Source organism: Anaerococcus kampingae, assembly GCF_046365475.1.
GTDB lineage: Bacteria > Bacillota > Clostridia > Tissierellales > Peptoniphilaceae > Anaerococcus > Anaerococcus kampingae.
The window spans coordinates 1-20,488 of sequence record NZ_JBGMEF010000043.1 but is presented as its reverse complement, the minus strand read 5'-3'; the positions used below and the strand labels follow the sequence as shown (position 1 = coordinate 20,488).

5 protein-coding genes are annotated in these 20,488 nt (G+C 37.5%); 3 read left to right on the top strand and 2 right to left on the bottom strand.

From position 1 onward, the window contains the following. Positions 1 to 583 precede the first annotated feature (583 nt). Positions 584 to 16,108 (bottom strand): SpaA isopeptide-forming pilin-related protein, encoded by a 15,525-nt coding sequence (locus ACCQ42_RS09310; RefSeq protein WP_410035987.1) that lies wholly within the window; start codon positions 16,106 to 16,108, stop codon positions 584 to 586. Between the two features lie 533 nt (positions 16,109 to 16,641). Next, the gene (locus ACCQ42_RS09305; RefSeq protein WP_410035986.1) at positions 16,642 to 17,418 is read right to left on the bottom strand and encodes a pepsin/retropepsin-like aspartic protease family protein; all 777 of its coding nucleotides are present in this window, start codon (positions 17,416 to 17,418) and stop codon (positions 16,642 to 16,644) included. 152 nt (positions 17,419 to 17,570) lie between these two features. Between ACCQ42_RS09305 and ACCQ42_RS09300 the strand changes: the two genes are divergently transcribed. The 3 genes from ACCQ42_RS09300 to groL all read left to right on the top strand — a co-directional run bounded on the left by ACCQ42_RS09300 (position 17,571) and on the right by groL (position 20,099). Further along, on the top strand, positions 17,571 to 18,059 hold the full coding sequence (locus ACCQ42_RS09300; protein WP_410035985.1) for a hypothetical protein: 489 nt from the start codon (positions 17,571 to 17,573) through the stop codon (positions 18,057 to 18,059). Between the two features lie 120 nt (positions 18,060 to 18,179). Continuing rightward, positions 18,180 to 18,464: a co-chaperone GroES gene (locus tag ACCQ42_RS09295; protein WP_106461435.1), complete on the top strand. Its 285-nt coding sequence runs from the start codon at positions 18,180 to 18,182 to the stop codon at positions 18,462 to 18,464. 15 nt (positions 18,465 to 18,479) lie between these two features. Further along, positions 18,480 to 20,099, top strand: coding sequence for a chaperonin GroEL (groL, locus tag ACCQ42_RS09290; protein WP_410035984.1), 1,620 nt, complete (start codon positions 18,480 to 18,482; stop codon positions 20,097 to 20,099). The last annotated feature ends 389 nt before the right edge of the window (positions 20,100 to 20,488 follow it).

Here is a 20,488-nt window from a genome sequence, read left to right as displayed (position 1 = left end):
TCTGCTTGGGTGTTTGATTTACTTTGAGCAGCTATTAGTTTAGATTTTTTCCATTTTTGAATATTTACGGATTGTTGCCCATTGTCTATTATTGGCTTCTTACTACCCCGTTAGGCATCTCCACTTCGGTCGATGCAAGGGTTGGTGTATTTAGCTAATGCCGATGTAGTTACTGAACCCTATATACACATAACCATGAGATTTCTCGCAGAGCTCGAAATGGGAGAGGGTGTGGGAAGCTCTCGAGCTTCCTTAATTGCCCCTTTTCTCGAGCGGAGTCGAGAGATCTATTAGGACTGCTTAGCTACTAGAATTACTACGAACAGCTATTAGCTTAGTTTGTTATCCATTTTTGAATATTTATGGATTGTTGCCCTTGGGTTTTTGTTGACTTCTTACTACCCTGTTAGGCTTCTCCACGTTGGTCGATGCAAGGGTGGTAGAACTTTAGGCTTGTCTCAATTAGACTACGGGCTTGCCACCTTAGTCGATGCAAGGGAGTATGGGAAGCTTTTTAAGCTTCCTCTTTTCCCTTAGGATTTTATGGATTTTCTCGCTGCGCTCGACCACTCTGTGGAGGTCTTCACTGAGCTAGACGGGCTTGCCTTTTAAAGTAAATAAATACTCCGCCTAGCATTACTGCTAGTCCTGCTAGGGTGTATCCTATCCAGGTGCCTGGGCCTCCTGTGTATGGGTATTCGGCCTTTTTGTTGGTTATTTTGATTCTGTATTTGTCGGAGTTTTCTTCTCCGTTTACTTTTAGAAGCTTAGCTGCGACCTTATCATCGTGTTTATCTAGCTCGTAGATTTTGCCTTTTTCTACTTTGAATCTGAATGCGACCCTATCCATTAATGAATATCCATCTGGAGCTTTGGTTTCGTAGACTCGGTATTCGCCGTCTGGGATGTTCTCGAATGAGAATTTACCATCTGTGCCATATTTGGCTATCAACTTGTCTGTTGGTGTTGTGCCAGCTGGAGTTACTACTGTTCCATCTTTCTTGATTGGTAGATATTTACCGTCTTTTTGTTTTTGTTGAAGTTCGAATTCAGCTCCTTGTAGGGCTTCTTTTGTTGTTTCGTCTACTTTTTGGAAGTAGATTGATGGTTTTTTGATGTTTCCTATGTCTGTTATTAGCAGGTTGATGTCACGGGCTAGATATTTATTTTCGTAGACTTTCATATTTACAGTTTCTGCACTTGGTGTAAGTGTAGATGATTTTGCTACGTATTTATCTAGTACTGTCTTGATATCTTCTGTACCAAATGTGACTTTTCCTGTTTCTTTGTCGACTTGTCCAACATCATAGGTTGCCTTGGCACCAATTCTTGCATTGTCTTTGTATGGCATGTCTACTATGAGGATATATTCTCTTACTGCGTCTGCATCATTTTTGTTTTCTTCGCTAGTATTTCCAGAGCTTGATCCTACTGGATTGTTTTTCTTTTCCTCTCTGTATGGAGGGGCTATTCTTAGGGTCAAGTTTGGTGTATTGCCGTTATTGATTTCGACTGTGTAAGAGCTGTTATCTGGTTCTATTATAGTATCGCCACTTGCTTGTACCAATCTTACCTTGGTATTTGTTTGGCTTAAGATTAGGTCAGTGTTTACTGAGTCTAAGATTAGCCTTGCTTTTTCAAGCTCGCTTGATCTTGCCTTGATGGTAATTTTTTGTCTGAAGGTCTTTGAGTCTGTGTCTATACCTAGGATTTCTGATTTTAGATTTTCTTTATCAGCATCTCCAGAATAGGTATTTACAGAAACTTTCTTCATATCATTTGTATCATCAAAGGAGTTTGTCCATTTGACTTTACCATCTTTTGTGACTTCTAGATTCCAAACTGTTTTAGATTTGGTGTAGCCTTGTGGGGCTTTTTCTTCTGTTAGGGTGTAGGTACCTGCTGGTAGCTTATCAAATAGGATTGTATTATCTGCTTGTTTTGTTCCTATATTTGCAGTGTACTTTTGTTTGCCTGTTGCAGTTAGTAAGAATTCTGCACCATCTAGGGTATTGCCATCTTGGTCAGTTTTTCTTATTTTTATTTCAGCTTTTCTGTAGTTTTCTAGGATTTGTTTATTGTTTTTGATTTCTACAATATTTCCATTTTCATCTACTTTAAAGGTTGAAATTGCATCTTTTGGCAAGTCATATTTTGTATCATCAGGTGATTTTGTTTCTATGACTTGGTAGGTACCTGGTGCTAGGCCTTCCCATGAGAAGATTCCATTGTCGTCTGATGTTCTTGTTGATTTGTCTACATCAGTTCCATCTTTTACAAGTTTAAATTCTGCTCCCTTTAATGGTAGACCTATGCCCAAATCCTTTAGTTTTTGAGAATTTTCCTCAGTCTTATCTACTACATTTGATAGGACACCACCATCTACTTTTGCAAATTCTATTTTGTTTTTGAAGTTTACAAGTTTGATTTCCTTGCTGACATTTCCACTTGCTCCTGGGTTAAAGAATTGTGACCAGGTTTCGAAGTAGGATTTGTAGGAATCTTTGTAGGTTGTACGGTTTTGTGTCCTGTAGTTGTAGTGAGTTTCATCTGCCCTAGTTTTTAGTGACTTGGCATTTTTGTTTAACTCACCCTTAATTTCTATTACATAGGTTGCAGTTTTTGAATCACCTTTTCTGTTTAGGTATCTAGTTGGGATATCTATTTTTCTGGTGATTTTATCATCTCTGTTGTCCTTGGTGACATATTTGTAATACCTATATCTACCATAATTGTAATCATATTGAGAATAATCATAACCGTAATAAGGATTAACTTCTAATGATTCTGTCCAAGTTTTAGTTGGATACCAATTGTATTCATCACCCTTATCTGTAATTAGACTTAAGTCAGAGCGTACTTTGAGCTTACCATCTGAATCTTCTTCGTAGATATCGTAGGAATCTGGTAGGTCTCCATCTTCCCATCCATCAATATTTCCACTGCTTGGATGACTACCTGCTCCATTCTTGATATAGGTTTTTACTGATAGATTATCATTTACTAGGATATCTTCATCTGTTGTAAATGATAGGGTCTTGCCTAACATCTCTCTATTCCTTGGGTTTAGATATAAAATCGCTGTAAAGGTCTTGCCATCTGGGTTTAACCTTAGCATGTAGGATGATATATCTGAATCTGGATTTTGGTAACCATTATATCCAATCTTTTCATTTTTTCCTCTGTAGTCTATGGTTATAGAGTCTGAGTAATGATAGTTAGAATAGTTAGGATTTGTTGGATCAGTATTATGTCCTATATCTGCAGTGACTTCTATGTCTTGCTTGTGGTCTACTTTTCTTCTGTTAGGGAAGAGTTGTAGGAACATGGACATGGAGTTTGGCTTGTAGTCTTTTACATATTCTGTAAAGATGTAGGTGATTGATCTTCTGTCAGGATTTACCTCTGCCTTTGCTAAAAGTCCTGCAGGTCCTATGATGTCAAAGTATTGGTCACCCTTTTGTCCCTTGTCAGAATTATTTTTGTTGATACCATCTAGGTCTACATTATCGGAGAATTTAATTGTGAAATAATCTCCTGGCTTGATGTCAGCTTTTTCGTCAATCTTGAAATTGAATTTAGCAAAGATGCCTTCGGCCTTGTTTGGATATACTGTATCCTTATTAGGTGTATCAGCTGTTGATACAAGTTCATCTTGTTTGCCTTCAAATTTGATTGCTTTCCAAACATCTTCTTTTCTGCCTGGAACATCCCATTTTTTATCTCCACCTAGGCTTATTAGCTTTTTCTTGGTGTCTAGGATGAAACCGTCTTTGGTTTTTGTTTCCTTGAGCCAATAGTAGCCATAAGGTAGGCCGGTGAATTTGATTTCACCATTAGAATTAGTTGTTTGTTTTTCTCCGACTTGGGTTTCCCCGTCTGTCTTATAGAGAGTGAACTCAACGCCATCTAATTTACCACCATCTTCATCTTCCTTGGTTAGGGTAAATTCACCCTTGCCTGGTTTTTGGTTGATGATATGGGTTACGGTTGCCTCACTTGTACCATCTACTTCTTTTTCTATAGTCTTATTATCTTTATCTACGGTATAAATCTTTACCCTACCGTCTACTACCTTGAAGGTCTTGATTGGGCCATTGACTTTCATGTAATCTTTGCCATTTTCGTCTGTGGCTGGTTTTGGTTCGATTACTCTATAGTAGCCGTCGGTTAGGTTGGTTATTTTGAATTTACCATCTTCGTCAGACTTGTAGATTCCGACAGGTGGATCTGTTATTTTTTCTGGGTCGTAGTTTTTAACTTTTACTTCTTCTCCAGTTTTCTTACTTATATAATAGTAAGTTGTAGTTCCATCATCGTTTTTCCTTGGTTTTATCATTTCCATATTTGCTGTCAATGGATAATAACCTTGGTTTTCCTTTTGGATATCGTCTGGGTCTTGTTTTTCTAGGTAGAACTCAACATCTTTTAGTTTAGTTTCTTTATCTACTAGTTTGCCATTTTCTTCTACCTTGTATTTACCTATTTTGGTAAAGACAACTTCAGCCTTGGTGTTGACGATATGAAGTATTGAACTTTGAGTCTCACCATCTCCATTATAGATATTCAGTCCTTCACTTGGGATAGGTTTTTTATCGTCAGTCTCATTAACAACTTGGCCATTTACTTCTACTCCCATTAGTTTTACATAAAACTTATTATTAGTGTAAACAAACTTAATTTTATACTTGTTAGTTGTTTTTACAAAACCATCTGGAGCAGAGGTTTCTTCTAGGATATAGGTGATTTCACCCTTCTTATACTCAACCATCTGTTGGCGAATACCGTCGATACTAAATTTGTAAGCTGGGTCGTTACGATTTGGCTCTTTATCAGTATCTAGGTTGATAGATTGACTATAGGTTTGATAGGTATTTCTATCATCCTTATTTTCTGGATAGAGCTTAAGATCAAGCTTGCCCTTAGTGATATGAGTAAACTTATCTTTATCATCCAAATATCCCTTAGTTAAGAGGAAGTATTCCTTTGGCTTGTTTATAACATAGAAGGTGTCTTCTGGCTTTGTATCAACTATTGTTTGACTATTAACATTCGTTGTTCTTAAGTTTTCAAAGCTTGTTGCTTCTTTTACCAAATTGCCATTCTGATCTACTTCATAGAAAGCCTTCTTGATAACTCCTTTTGCATCTTCATAGACTTTTATGACTATCTTTCTAGTCATAATTTCGTAGCCATCTGGGGCTTTGGTTTCTATCAATACATAGACACCCTTGGCTAGGTCTTTGATTTCAAACACACCACTATCACTTTCCACTTGGTAAGGTGGAAATTCTGATTGACCAGATATGACCTTCTTGACCGTTTCTTTATTATCAGAATCAATGTCTCCTGGATTGTCAGAAGTCTTTAGTAAGACGAACTTGGTGTCCTTTGTAATTACATTAGTCTTCTCAGTTGATCCAATCTTCTTCCACTTAAGGTCTGTTGTGGTCTTGGTGTTGGTTATCTCGTAAGGAGATTTTATGCCATCACCTTTAACATTTGAGTTGTCCTTAAATTTCTTTGAGTAGACATCGGTATAATAGGTTGGTTCGTACTTCTTGAAGTATTCTTCTTCGACATTAAGTTCTTTACCATCTTTGTCTTTGTAAGTTCTTACTATTTGTAAGCCGTCATCTGTTTTTTCGACTTTAAATATCCACTTAAATTGCTTGGTGTTAGATTGGTAGCCTTCTGGGATTCCTACTTCTTCTAGTTGGTAGATACCTTCTCCGAGGTTTTGGAAGTCTACCTTACCTGATGATTGGGAACGACGTAGGGCACTGTACTTACCTGTGGCATTTGAGATTGCGTCTGGTTTGACTTTTTTGTCTTCCTCTGTTGGGGTTTGTCCACCTACGCTGATAAGATTATTATTTTCATCATACTTATATTCTTTGTTATCGTAGGTGAATTTTTGCACATTACCTTCAGTAGTGTATTCTGTGACCTTTTTGCCGTTAGTATATTTCTTAAGGGTTGCGTTATCATCCTCACCATAGTATTCGTAGGCTTTGGCTTTCTCGTCCATTGAGAATCTTACTTTTGTAAGTCTAAAGTAAGCGTCTTTTAGTGGTTTTTTATTTCCCTTATCATCTAGGTCACTAGAAAATTTCTTGAAGGAGAAGTTGGTCTTGGAGTAGTTTCTGATTTTGATGTCTTGGAGGTTACCATCGTCATCATAATCAGGGTCTCCATTTTGCTTTGTCTTAAAGCCTATAGACTCGTCAAGTTTGCCGTCTGGGTCGCTTTCAAACACCAATTTCAATTTGTGAGTTGTTGAGTCTTGGTCTACATTGAAGAACCATGGGTCTGGTTTTTCAAATTTTGTAATAGCCCTGGTTTCTTGGAGCTTGTAGCGGCCAATAGGAAGGTATCTGAATTCGAAGTTGGAGTTGGAGTATGAGTAGATAGTCTTTTCATAACCACCCTCAATTTTCTTACCATCCTTATCGACTTGGGTTAGCTTAAAGTCGGCAGATTCTACTGGAACTTCTTTTTCAACAATTTTATCGCCCTCTTTTACTTTGGCCTTTTTGCCTTCAATTTTTTGGAATTTGAGGTCGATGTAGGCTTTTTCGTTGTTTACACTTACAAATTCGCCCTTTGTGTTTTTGGAGAAGAACTTGTTTGTATCAGACATCTCTTGGTAAATGCCTTGTTCGTTTTTCTCGTAGCCTTTTACCTCTTGCTTCCATGAACCTTTTTCATCTTCTGTAAAGGTGATAGCAAGGAAGGAGTCGGTTGGCTTGAAGCCATTGGCTGGTTTTATTTCTTCTAGGATGTAGGTGCCTTCACCTATGTTGGTAAATTCTACACCTAGTTGGTCATTTGAAATTGCCTTGGCAAATTTCTCTTTCTCATCATAAGGTTGGACTCTCATTGAGTCTAGCTGTTCTGGTGTAAGGTCTAATCCATCTGCGCCTTTAGTTGTTTCTTTCTCATAAGCTGGCTTGTTATTTTCAAATACTAGCTTTCCATCTTTATCAAGCTTAGCTTTTCTTAAGGAGAATTCTGCTCCTCCTATATTTTGGTAGGATGCCTTATCCTTTTTGAAGAAGTTTAGCTTTGTTTTGTTTTTGTAGTTGGTAACTCTAGCATCGTGGATCCACTTGTATGGGGCATCTGGCCTTGCCGGGTCGGAACGACCATCATCTTTTACTTCTTCGATATATCTTGCAAAGTCAGGGTCTCCCTTTTTGAAGCCCTTGATAGTTTTGCCTATAAGTTCTTTCTTTTCAGCTTCTGTTATGCCGATGTTGAAATCGTCATTTTCAGAGAAAGTGTGTTCAAAGTCAAAGGTGATATCCATGTAGTTGGCATCTCTTGGTACTTTTTCTTTGTTTATTACTACCTTGAAGTACCACTTCATGTCATTGCCATTTTTATCCTTTGGAGGTCTGTAGGTGTTATCTGGGGTCTTGATTTCTTCAAGCTCGTAGATACCTGGGGTTAGCTCTCTGAAGTAGTTATCTCCTGGCTTACCAGTAGCCTCTGATACTCCGTCGAATTTCTCATCGTAGTATTTAGGGAAGCCTGTTTTGCCTGTATCGACATAAGTACCATCTTCTTTTTTCTCATAGATTGGAACTCTCTCACCATTTACAAGCTTACGAGCCTTAAATTGTGAACCTGTTAGAGCAGCCTTGTTTTCATTGACCTTGGTAATTCTTAGCGGAATCCTAAAACCTGTTTCATCGTGGTTGAAGATTTCAGTTAGGTTACCATTTGAGATATTGACTATTACAGTATTATTCTCTTTAACATCTCTAGAATCAAATCGGTATTCTGATACAGTCTCAGATCCCCAACCACCAGCTATTTCTGTATCTCTGGTATAGACTAGTTTGTAATCAGAATCTAGGTCAAGACCTTTGTATTCTAAGGTGCCCTTATAAGGAGCATCTCTTTTGCTATTTGGAACTTTGACCCAATTGTCTACTAGGCCTTGTCTTTTGTTGACGAAAAGTTCAACTGTACCTGGAGAACCTTTTGGCTCATCCTTACTATTATCTATTCCGTCCTTTTGGTTGGAATAAATGAAGTTTGCCTTTAAGATCATCTCACCTGTTGGGTGTGGGGTATTTTCATCTATGAAGCTTGCTTCTACATTTACATCACGATCTGGCATCTCGAAGGTACAGGTAGATCCATCAACCTCTGCAGGGTCACCATTAATTAGTAGTTCAGCTAACTTCTTGCCAGGATTTGGTGTGATTGTTATTGTAACTTCTGTACCTGGTTTGACGTTATTTTGTGGGCTTGCACTAATGCTTCCGCCACCTGTACTGCTTGTGTTGACCTTGTGGCCTTCTTGTGTTCCTGGGTCTGGTGTAGGAGGGTCTGGTGTAGGAGTATCTTCTTTGATTTTCTTAGTTGAAATTTCTGAGTTAGTTGATGGATAAACCGAGCTTATTGATGATTCTTTTCCATCGTTAACAAATTTGATACTAGCATTTATCGGATAAACTTCATCAAATTCAGTGGTGTCTTTTAAATCTATTGTATAAGAAAAATCTAGAGTTTCACCTTTCTTAAGATTTATATTATCTAATTTAATTGAGTCATTTGTTCCGCTCTTAGATGTTATTGGGTCTAAGTTAGTTGAACCTATAGTAGCACTAGTTTCTAATAAGTTAATTTGATTTCTAAGTGTTGCATTAAGGCTAGCATCTTTTACTAGATATTCATCACTTGGTTTTTCTATGATTTTTCTTTCTTTAATAAAATTATCATCAGTCAAAATATTATTATCAAAAAAGTCTTTACTTACATTTTGACCTCTACCGTTATTATTATAATCATCATTTCTAAAGAATTTGAAATGATCACTTAAAATATTTCCTGACGGATCATTTGCTGTGTTATTTGCCATATAATTTGTATATTCACTATTTAAACCAGAATATAAGTCTATATGGGACATCCATGTATCAAAATGTACTGGCTTAGCTTTATTTCTAAATTGCCAAATTATTTCAGCAGCTTGGTATTTTATCCTATTTCCCTCATTTTTATCTCGGAAAGTTTTTGCTCCAGTAGAAATAAAGTTTGAGATGTTAATAAATATTCTCTTATCATAAGCCTCATTTGTATTTGTAATTTGATTATAATAGGTATCTCTATTTTTTGCTAACCTATCATTACCGTCAATATTATTTGCAACTCTTTTTTTGACTCCAATTTTCCCAAGGTAGTCTTTTATTGTTACATTTTCTCCATTTGGATTTGATGGAGTTGTCATTGTATAAGGTTGAGTATCTGATATTGACTCATCAAGTGCTAGTAAGTCTTGATTTACTCCACCTACTATTGAGTTTGTTGCATTATCATATTGAATGAAGGTCGCATCAATACTTGCATTTGATTTTTTAGCCTTATCAACTATGTCTGTTATCAATTTATTGATGTTTTTATCAAGAGTTGGGCCACTTGGATTGTTTTTATTAGTTAATTCTGATGCATCCTTGGATCTATCAATTACAAATACTAGTTGAATCTTATTTCCAATTATTTGCTCTTCAGTCTCTTGAGACGCCTTAGCTTTTGGACTTATTGAGAAGTTAATAGTTCTCTTTCCATTTTTAGTATCAACTTCGCTTGCCCAAACTTTTATGTTCAAATCATCAGAGCTTGCATCATATTCTAGCTCTTGTAGATATGATTCTGTTGGTGCTGCCATTAGTCTATTAAATTGTAGTGGTTCAGATAGGTCTAGGCCTGCCATCCTGTATCTTGGGGCGTGGGCTGAGTAGTCCATTTGTTTTGGATTTCTGGTCTTGCTTGGATTGTCCCTGTATTTTTTAACTGTTCCGTCTCTTTCTACTAGGATATACCAAGGGTTTGGATCTCTTTCGTAGCCTGCTGGTCCCCTGAATTCTTCTAGGACGTAGTGGCCTGGTTTTAGTTGGTCGAAGGTTACTATACCTTGGTTAGGGGCTTCTTCTTCGATTTCTTTTGGGCTCTTTCCAGTTTGGCCGCCTTTGCCATCATCTTTTGTGATTGGTACTCCTGGTGTTACCTTTTGGATGTATTCCTTTGGATATTTTTTATCCTTATCCTTGTACTCTATCTCGTAATTTTCATTTGCTGTATAGAGTCTGAAGTAGGCACGTCTTAGGCCAACCCTGATTGGATTGCCGTTTTTGTCAGTGTATCCTATTGCATTACCGACTTTCTTTATAGAGAATTTTCCTAGTTGTTCTTTTTCTAGGAAGTCGACTACTCCCTTAAATACTGAGTGAATGTCGGTTTTGGCATTGGTGTTAGGGTCTCTTACGATTACCTTCATATGGCCTTCGTTGGCTATGGCCTCTGCCTCTACCTTTAGAAGGATGTCATCAGCCTTGTTGTAGTCTTTTGGTGGGTTTGTTTCTCTTAGGATATAGTAGCCACCAAATTCTAGGCCTCCTAAGTGGAAGATGCCCTTATCATCTTGGATGATTGGCTCTTTATTTATTGGTTTAAAGTTTCCTTTTTCGTCCTTTTCGCCTATTATTGCCCCGTAGAAGTCTGAATTATAGAGGTTGAAGCTTACTGGCTTATTATCTTTGCCGAGTAATTTTTCATTGACTTCTGTAGCTTCTACTTCTGTTTTGCCATCTTTTTCTACGATTTTTCCCTTGTACTTTTTGAAGTCTATATCTATGGTTCTGGCTTCGTTGCCTATTTGATAAGCATCAACTTTTTCATGACCCTTAATTATATTAGATATTTCAACTTCTTTTAGCTTATTGGAATTAAAGATTTTATCTTGATTCTCTCCAGCTTTTGCCTTTGGAACTTCGTAGAGCTTGTGGGTGAAGTTGCCATCTTTATCTAAGCTTACTACAAGCTTCCAACCGTAGAGGTTGGTTTTTTTGTAGCCTTTTGGAGCTTCTAGCTCTTCTAATAAGTATTCGCCGACTTTTAGGTCCTTGAAGGTGATATATCCGCCGCCTTCAGCTTGTTGGCCATCTACTGTGGCTCTTGGAGGCTCGGTTTTTTTGGAATTATCTGTGTAGGCTTCTTCTAAGTAGAAGTCACCGTCTACCATTTTTAGGGACATGAGTCTAAATTTAGCATCGCCTAGGCCTAGGTGTTCTTTGTCTGTCCCTAGGTTTTCGGTCCTAACTTTTCTAAATTTGATCTCTGTCTTTTTGGTTTTGTTCCTAATTATAGGAAGATCAACTGTCTTGCCATCTCTTTTGGCTTTTTCTGTTTCAAGGTTTGCGTCTTCTATTTTTGCTTCTTTTTCGCCCTTTTCATTCGCAACTTCTTTGTATTCTTGTACAAAGCTTACTTGAACCTTTTTCTTTTGGTTAGCATCAGTAATCTCTTTTGCTTCGATTAGGTAGAGTGGGGCTTTTTCATAGCCTTCTGGAACCTTTGTTTCCTCTAATACATAGAAACCAGCAGGGATATGGTCGAATTTGAATTCACCAATATTGCCCTTTTCGGTCTTGTCGTATTTTGAATCATAAGTTAGTTTAGATGGGTCTTTGAATTTATTTTTAGCATCAGCTAAATCTGATGCTTCTATTTTTCTAAGTCTAAATTCTGCACCGTCTAGTTTTATAAACTTATTTCTTTTTATAAATTCAAGCTTACCGAGGTTATCCTCTATGTTTGTGACCTTGACTTTGATTTTGTTGTCTTCGTCAAGTACTACAAGAGGTTTTTTTCCGTCTGTATCTTTTGGAACAGTTTTTTGGTCTATTGATACTTCTGTTTCAAAACCATCGTTGACATGGATACTTGGAAGCTTCTTGGCATCGTATCGTCCATCGTCTGGATGGATTTCTTTTCTTATTACTTCGATATCAAAGTCTTGGATTTTTTGATAACCTTTTGGGGCTTTCATTTCTTGGACCTTGTACTTACCTGGTCTTAGGTAAAGTTTGTGAGCCTTGTCATCATCTGTTGATGTCCACTCTTTTTTCTCACCTGTATCGATATTGGTAAATCTGAATTTGGCGTCTTTTAGCTTTTCTCCACCTTTCTTATATTTATCAATCTCGATTGGAGCCATTACACGACCAGCGATTAGCTCTTGGTATTTTCCTTCGTCGGTGTGGGAGTAGAATACTAATTTTACAGAATCTGCCTTGTCATCATTCCAATCATTGCCTTCTCTATAGGAAGCTATTACCTTATTATAAAGCTTTTGTGCCATTTCATATTGGGTTGATTGGACTGGTGGGTAGTTTCCTATTTGAGTTTCATTATCTTTTAGCTTTCTGAGTCCTTGGTCAGTTTTTCTATCATCATCTTTACCTTCAAAGGAACCATCCCATCCAGTTTTTGGATATGTTTGTCGTGTACCTGATAGGGTGTGAGGAACTTTCCACTCATCTACGTTGTAGGATGATGGGGCATCGAAATAATCCTTTTCTAGGGACTTACCATCTGTGAAATGGTGGATTACCCTTTGGTACATGGATGATTCGATGAGCCTATGCATCACTTGGTTGTTATTGTCTTTCGAATATTCCTTCTTGACTTCCTCACCATAGAAGTAGATCTTTTTCATAAGTTCTTCCATGGCTTGGCCTTGGCTTAAATCACCATTATGGTTTAGAGAAACTCCGTCATAAGTGTTCCCAGCTAGGTAATTCTTTAAGCTATAGGTGCCAGATTGGTTTCCTATGGATTCATTTAGTCTATTTAGGAGGTAGTCACCTGATACATCCTCATGCTTATCTAAGAAGATCTTGGTGTTGCCTGTGTATACTGGGGCATTGACACGGTCGTTGAAACATGATACCATATCGAAGTTTCTATTGATACGCATGATTGGGTATGGACTTTCTATATAGGCTATGTAGCCTTTGGCTAAGTCTTGGGCAGAGATTTTTTCTGTAAAGAGGTTTACTCGGCCGCCTTCATAATCGTAAGACTCGTCGATGTTAAATTTCTTTTTGTCTTTTAGGTTAGGCCTAAAGTTGTAGGTGTCGTCTCTTTTTCCTGAGTGGTTAGGATATTCATAAGAAACTATGGTTCCTGGGAAATACTGACCATTTTGTAAGACAACATCTCCTGCTTGGGTCGTTCTCCTATAGCCACCGTCTTTGAGTGGTAGGTAGTAGACCTTTTTTGCCCTAATTGTTTTCTTGTCTTTGCCATTATTTCTATCAAAATCAGGATTATCTAGGGCTGGGTCTTGGCTTTCGCCACGTCTGATTAAATCTAGGGCGTACCAATCTACCTTAGTATCTGATTTTCTATTTGCAACTATGGTTCTAGTGTTGTCGTAGTAGAATCTCTCGTTGGTAAACCTATCTGTTAGACCGAGGAAGGTTGCAGGAATATTTGTTTCAACTAGGTTGAATGGTACTTCTGCAAATCTTCTAGCCTCTTTCACTCCCTTTAGCCATTTGAGTGGAGTAGGGATAGAGTTGTATTTATTAAGTATGTCTTGTAACAAACCATCAATATAGTTCTTATCAGGGTTTAGTCTAAAGCCAATTGAGTAGGTTTCGTGAACTTGGTCAGGGTCAATTGTTGCTTTGACCTTGATGTATAACTTATTTCCTTCTGGTTTATTATCAACTAATTTCTGTCCAAGATCAGCTTTACTTATTTGAGAATTTTGGCTTAAAAGCTCTCCAAGGTTTGTTGAAGAAATATAACCATCTGTTGTCTCTAGGTCATCTTTATTTTTAGATGCCTTGTAGTAGATATTTGTAAGGCCTTGGTTAGCTGATCCAAACACTGTTAGGTTTAGATTATTAAATTCAAGTGGATTTTTAGGGTCAACAAGCTTATCTGTATCGACTTCTATATCCCATTCTACATAGGCTCCTGTTAGTCTGGACTTATCCAAATCAACTAACTTGTCTATTACCTTTCCCTTATTGTCTTTAAGTTTTTGAGAGGTTGTCCTCCAGTCTAGTTGGTAAGGATAAGTACCTGATTTTGTTTCTCCCTCATCTTTTACAACATATTCGCTAGTGACTGGGCTCGGTGTATCTTTATAGACTGTTATTGGATACAAGTTTTGAACCGGGTTATTTTTTGGAGCTACTTTGATGTTAAGAGTAATTGGGTTTTGGTTACCAATTGCTTTTGCATCAAATTCTAAGTTTTGGTCTATATTTAGATCTATCGGTTGTGTAACTTTTCTTACGTATGTGTATCTAATAACTGTATCATTACCAAGCTTCATAAACTGTGCAGTTGCTATCAATTGACCATTGTTGTAAAGATCATTTAGAGGTTGACCTTTGTCTTCTTTTAGGTATGGGCCAAGATTAACATCAAAGTACCAACCAGATGGGATTGGCCAGCCTGATGTCGCCTTAACTTGCATCTTTGTCTTGAGCTTGAACTTCTTACCCTCAAAAGAGTCTGAATTTCCTTGTGGCAATTGTCTAAGATTGTTAAATCTTGTATTTTCTTCCCTGTCCTTTTCTACAAGAGCATTAATGGCATCATTATTGGCTGTCATTAGCTTTTCTTGGTCTTCTCTTGTAAGCTTGTATTTTTTTTCAAAAGAATCTAGGAGGGCTTGGATTTCTTCGATGCCCTTACTCTTATCGGCTAGGGCTTCTTTTAATTCCTTGTCGGCCTTTTCGAGATTTGTTGGTTCTTCTGGCTTGTTTTCTTGGTTTTCAGGATTTTCCTTTTCTTGTGGGTAGACAAATCTGATTATTTCGTCGATATTTATATTGGCTACCTTGTAGGTTTCCTTGTTTAGACCGGTGATTAAGTCCCCTATGATTTCTCTAAGGTCAGCTTCTTCTAGCTTATCTCTTTGGGCTATGGCCTTGGTGTAGTTTAGTAGGTCTTCCCAATAGATTTGGTCCTTGTCGTAGGCATAGAGTCTGGATGTGATTTCATCTACAGTTTTTGCCATGGCCTCTGTGAGTCTAGACTCGTTTTTAAGTCTGGCTTCTAGGCTATCCCTATTTAGGAGGAGGGCTGATAATTTGTCGGCTGGGTCTTCCTCTTCCTCGCTAGGGTCTTTTTTATCTTCCTTTTCAGCTTGGCTAGCTGGTGCATCATTTTCTTCTGATGGAGTTTTGTCAGCGGCAGGAGTTTGGTTTTCTGTAGGAGCCGGCGCTGGGTCTTCTCCTTCTTCTTTATTTTCTTCTTCACTTCCTTCTATATATATAGGATTTTTGATTTCCCTATTATTTAGCTGGTAGGATGCGATATGGGTGTTTTTCTTATCTACCTTTGTGCTTAGGCTTAGCCTTGCTAGGTAGGCTTTTGGGATTTCGAAGTTTATTTTTTCTGCAAAGTCGATTTCTTGGCTAAATTCTTTATTGATTACAAAACCTTCTGGACCCATCTTGTAGTAGTCTAGTCTGATTTTTGTTTCGTCTGTGATTTGGTTTTGATCTGGATTTAGCTTATAGTCGAGCTCTTTGACATCGTCTGTGTCATTGGCTAGGAAATCTGTCCATTCTATTTGGTCATATTTTGCAAATATGCCTCCTAAAATTCCTTCTTCCTTGTATGTAGCTGTGAGGTTGTTAGCATCACTTTGTTCTAGCTTGATTGTCTTGGTGGTATTTTCACCATCATCTAGGTCTTCTTCTTTGGCTATTAGCTTGTAGGTTAAGACCTCATCATTATCATCTGCTAGGCCAATTGCTAGGTCATAGTTTCTGCCATCTTTTGCTTCTCTGATGTCTGCACTTATCTTATAGATTATTTCATCGTGGGCCTTATTTTTTAGTATAAGGCTATTAAGTTCATCATCAGATGTTTCTACTGCTAGGTCGTTTTCCTTATTAGCATCTATGGCGCTTGCAGAAACTAACCTTAGGGAGTTGATATTTGGCATGGCTACTAGAGATAGGCTTAAGTCCTTATCTTCTCCTTCTGCAAGAGGATTCTTTCTCTTTAGCCTTATTTCATAGTCAATCTTTGTGAGGGATTCATCGAGTGTAGCCTTCATATCTATAAGGTAGTCTTTGCTTTCTACAAGCTTTGTTGAATCTATTTCTGCTGCTTTGACGTCCTCTGTGGTCTCATTTTGAGCAAGGCCCATTATTGATGAGTCCTCTTCATAATTTTGTGGCTCAGGCTCGCTTGCGAATACGTTTGTCGGAATGGACATGGACGTTGCAATTATTAGGGCAAAGACCTTTCTTGTCAATAGGCTTAATCTTACTTTCATATAGACCTCCTTTCTTCGTCTAAATTTGCTCTGTGTCTTCTGTGGTATTTCTTTTTATGGATAATTATTATCATATCTAGTCCTTTTATTGATAAGTTATTTTTTAGAAATATTTTTATAATTAATTTTGGACGCATTGGCCTAGTTTCTATATATATCTATCATATAATACTTTTTGATTTTTGACAACAGATAAAAATGCCATGGTTGACGCTTTTGCATGCTAAGGAAAATTGATTTTAAATATATTTTTGAGCGAAATATATATAAATTTCTTAAAAATATCAGAATAATTTTATATATATTGGGATTTTCTTGGGAAAATTTTAAATTAATTATTAGTTTATTTAATTTTATTTTTTGGAATGTTAATATGTATAAAATTTCTATAGATTTCTAAAAATGTAAGATATTGTGATATTTTAAATTATGGATTGTGAGAGAAGATTTAGAAATATTTTAAGGCTGGGAGAAGAATTTTTCGCCCAGCCTTGGTGATTTTTGTATTAAATATGAATAAGTTTTTAAAGATTTTAATAATTTTCTAATTTGATGAAGGCTTGTGGACCATAGATTGACCATTTGGTCTGTCTTAAGAGGTCTGCTCCGAAGACTACTTGGATGTCTTTGTCATTTAGGCTCTCATCTATGGCAACTGACTTAATTCTTACTTCTTTATTGTCTAATTTGAAGGTGAACCTATTGAGGAAATTTACATCTTCCGTGGCATCTCCCATAAGCTTCATTGTTTGGGAAAGATCTGCATCTGCATCTATTATATCAGCTCCTATTGGCTTTGAGACAATGGTTAGAGGTCTAGATGTGTCTATGGCTGCCTTTATAATCTTGTCATTTAGGCTTATATTTAGGATTGGTTGGTTTGTTTTTATAGCGTTTGGCTCTAAAAAATCTGATGTTTGGACTTCAAATTTGCCCTCGGCAAGGTTTCCTCTCCAGGCAAATTGGCTTATGACATTCCAACCTAGGACCATGTCGCAGTCATTGGTATTGCCCAATTGATCTCTTCCAAGGTCAAAGACTTCATCCTTTGCTACAAGGACTGGTACCCTATTTAGCTTAAGCCCTCCGATAAGTAGCTCGCTCAAAAATCCCCTTTTGTAGGTCTTTTTCTTGTCTATATAGTCACTATCAATCAATTCTATTTCTAGAGATTTGGCCACTGATTCCTTTATCATGGTGTTGCCTCTGGTGTTAAATAAGGCGATAAGTCCCTTGCCATTTGAGCCTAGGCCTAGGTAGATGAAGTTTAGAAATTTGGTATCTGCTATTGGAACTAATGAAAAATTCATGTTCTCTCCTTTGTATGTATTTTTATTATATTATACCTTAAAGATTGGCAAAGTATAAAGATGAATTATCCTTGCGAATGTCCATTGTATTTATCTAACTTTTATTGTACAATTATAGTACACTCATTGTCTAGTGTTTGAAAGGAGGTTTCATGAACGAACTAATAATTGCCATCCTTCCCGAATATGTGAAGGGCAAGGGGATTTATTCTAGAATCTATTGTGAAGACGGTGCCTACCTTGACCAAAGGGGCCCTGCCCTATTTCTTAAAAATCTCTACTACCATCATGGCAAGGATAAGCAAAGAATTGACAAGCATATAAAGGCAAACTACCAAATCCACCGCAACCTGCCTTATGTAATCGACTCAAATGGTGTATTTTCCCCTTTCAAATACAGAAAAAGCGATTACGACAAGGAAACAAGAGCCTTTGTAAATGTGAAATATGTAGAAAGAATAGAAAATAGCGAAATAGTCCTAATCACAGGAGAGAGGATCTCAAGTCTCGCCAGCGAAAAGGCCCTAATATCCAGCAAAAATCTAGCCCAATCATTGATGTTTGAAGAGATGGTGAGAATCTTGAGAGAGCAAAATTCTTCTATAAGGTTTTTAACAGCCAAAATAAAAAATCCCATTTAAGCTTGCAAAAAATAATCTTCTTAGTATATTACTATTATGAGTTAGCAGTCGAAGTTAATGAGTGCTAACACCAATCATTTATCATTAATCATTTGCGATAAGCAAAAGAAAGGATCAGACATGAACTTAAAACCAATCGGAGATAGAATTGTTATTAAAAAAGCTGAAGCTGAAAAAACAACAGCTAGTGGAATCGTGCTTCCAGAAAGCGCTCAAGAAAAACCACAATATGCTGAAGTAGTAGCTATAAGCGCAGATATAGAAAATGACGAGAAGAAAAAAGATTCCCTAAAGGTAGGGGATAAGGTTATTTATTCTCAATACGCAGGAACAGATGTAAAGCTAGAAGATAGCGAATATATAGTTGTCAAATATAACGACATTTTAGCAGTAGTAGAAGCTTAAGAAGGAGAGATATAGATGGCAAAAGATATTAAATTTGGAAAAGATGCAAGAGATGGTCTTGAAAGAGGAATTGATAAACTTGCAAATGCAGTAAGAGTAACTCTTGGACCAAAGGGCAGAAACGTAGTATTAGATAAGGCTTATGGTGCACCAACAATCACAAATGATGGTGTTACAATAGCAAATGACATAGAATTAGAAGATAGATTTGAAAACATGGGAGCTCAACTTGTAAAAGAAGTAGCAACCAAGACAAACGATGTAGCAGGTGATGGTACAACAACAGCCACAGTGCTAGCCCATGCAATCATCAAAGAAGGCCTTAAAAACCTTGCAGCAGGAGCAAATCCAGTAGTTTTAAACAAGGGACTTAAAAAGGCAACAGACATAGTAGTAGACTACATCAAAGAAAATTCTAAAGATGTAGAAGATAAACAAGCTATAGAAAATGTCGGCACAATCTCATCACAAGATGAAAACATCGGTAAGCTAATAGCAGATGCCATGGAAAAAGTAGGTAACGATGGAGTAATCACAGTAGAAGAGTCAAAAACAACAGACACCTACCTAGATGTAGTAGAAGGAATGCAATTTGACAAGGGCTACCTATCACCATACATGGCCACAGACAACGAAAAAATGATAGCAGAGCTAGATGACCCATACATCCTTCTAACAGATAAGAAAATCTCAAATATCCAAGAAGTCCTACCACTCCTTGAACAAATCGTTCAAGAATCAAGACCACTACTAATCATCGCAGATGATGTAGACGGAGAAGCCCTCACAACATTAATCTTAAACAAACTAAGAGGAACATTCAACGTAGTAGCAGTCAAAGCTCCAGGCTATGGTGACAGAAGAAAAGCCATGCTAGAAGATCTAGCAATCCTAACAGGCTCAACAGTAATCAGCGAAGAGCTAGGCATGGACCTAAAAGAAGCAACAATCGACATGCTAGGTTCAGCAAAGAAAGTAAAAGTAGACAAAGACAATACAACCATAGTAGAAGGCAAGGGCGATAAAGAAAAATTAGCTGAAAGAGTAGAAGTAATCAAAACTCAACAAGCAAGCGAAGAAAGCCAATACGAAAAAGAAAAACTAGCCGAAAGACTAGCCAAACTTGCAGGTGGAGTAGCAGTAATCAATGTCGGAGCAGCTACAGAAACAGAAATGCAAGAAAAGAAATACAGAATCGAAGATGCCCTATCAGCAACAAGAGCAGCAGTAGAAGAAGGAATCGTAGCAGGCGGTGGAGTAGTCCTAGTAGGAGCAATCGATAAGGTAGAAGCCCTAAGAGAAAGCCTAATAGGCGATGAAAAAACAGGAGCTCTAATCATAGAAAGAGCCCTAGAAGCCCCACTAAGACAAATAGTAGCAAACGCAGGCCTAGACGGATCAGTAATAGTAGAAAAAGTTAAAAACAGCGGCAAAGAAGAAGGCTACGATGCTTACAACAACGAATTCGTAAACATGTTTGAAGCAGGAATAGTAGAGCCAACAAAAGTAACAAGATCAGCCATACAAAACGCAGTATCTGTCGCAGGAATGATACTCACAACAGAAGCCGCAGTAGCAGATATACCAAAAGAAGAACCTGCTATGCCAGCCGGCCCACAAATGCCAATGTACTAAAATCCAAATCAAAAGCACTCCCTGTGGGTGCTTTTTAATTTGGATTTTATAAGAAATTTGCTATATATTTTAAAAGAGAGTGGAAATATTAAGCAGGCCCGTGCAGAGGACCTCGCAGCGAAGCGAAAAACACGCCCCTCCGGCGCGTAGAGGAGCCCCGCGGAGCGGTCGAGCGAAGCGAGAAGCAAGATTAATATTGAAATTATTTTTAACCTTGGTATAATAGTACTGAAGAAGAAATGTTAATATATGTCCATGTGGACACAGAAAAACCAGGAGCGGCTACTCCTGGTTTTTAATTTAGGCTAGTTATCGCCTTTACGTCCGTCCAGCCATTTGCAGATTAGGTGGCTAACCACTTCTGGTATGGATACAATAAATAGTACAAT

Coding starts and splice junctions, on each gene's coding strand:
- ACCQ42_RS09305 (WP_410035986.1), bottom strand. CDS start 17,418: ATGAATTTTTCATTAGTTCCAATAGCAGATACCAAATTTCTAAACTTC.
- ACCQ42_RS09310 (WP_410035987.1), bottom strand. CDS start 16,108: ATGAAAGTAAGATTAAGCCTATTGACAAGAAAGGTCTTTGCCCTAATA.
- ACCQ42_RS09295 (WP_106461435.1), top strand. CDS start 18,180: ATGAACTTAAAACCAATCGGAGATAGAATTGTTATTAAAAAAGCTGAA.
- ACCQ42_RS09300 (WP_410035985.1), top strand. CDS start 17,571: ATGAACGAACTAATAATTGCCATCCTTCCCGAATATGTGAAGGGCAAG.
- groL (WP_410035984.1), top strand. CDS start 18,480: ATGGCAAAAGATATTAAATTTGGAAAAGATGCAAGAGATGGTCTTGAA.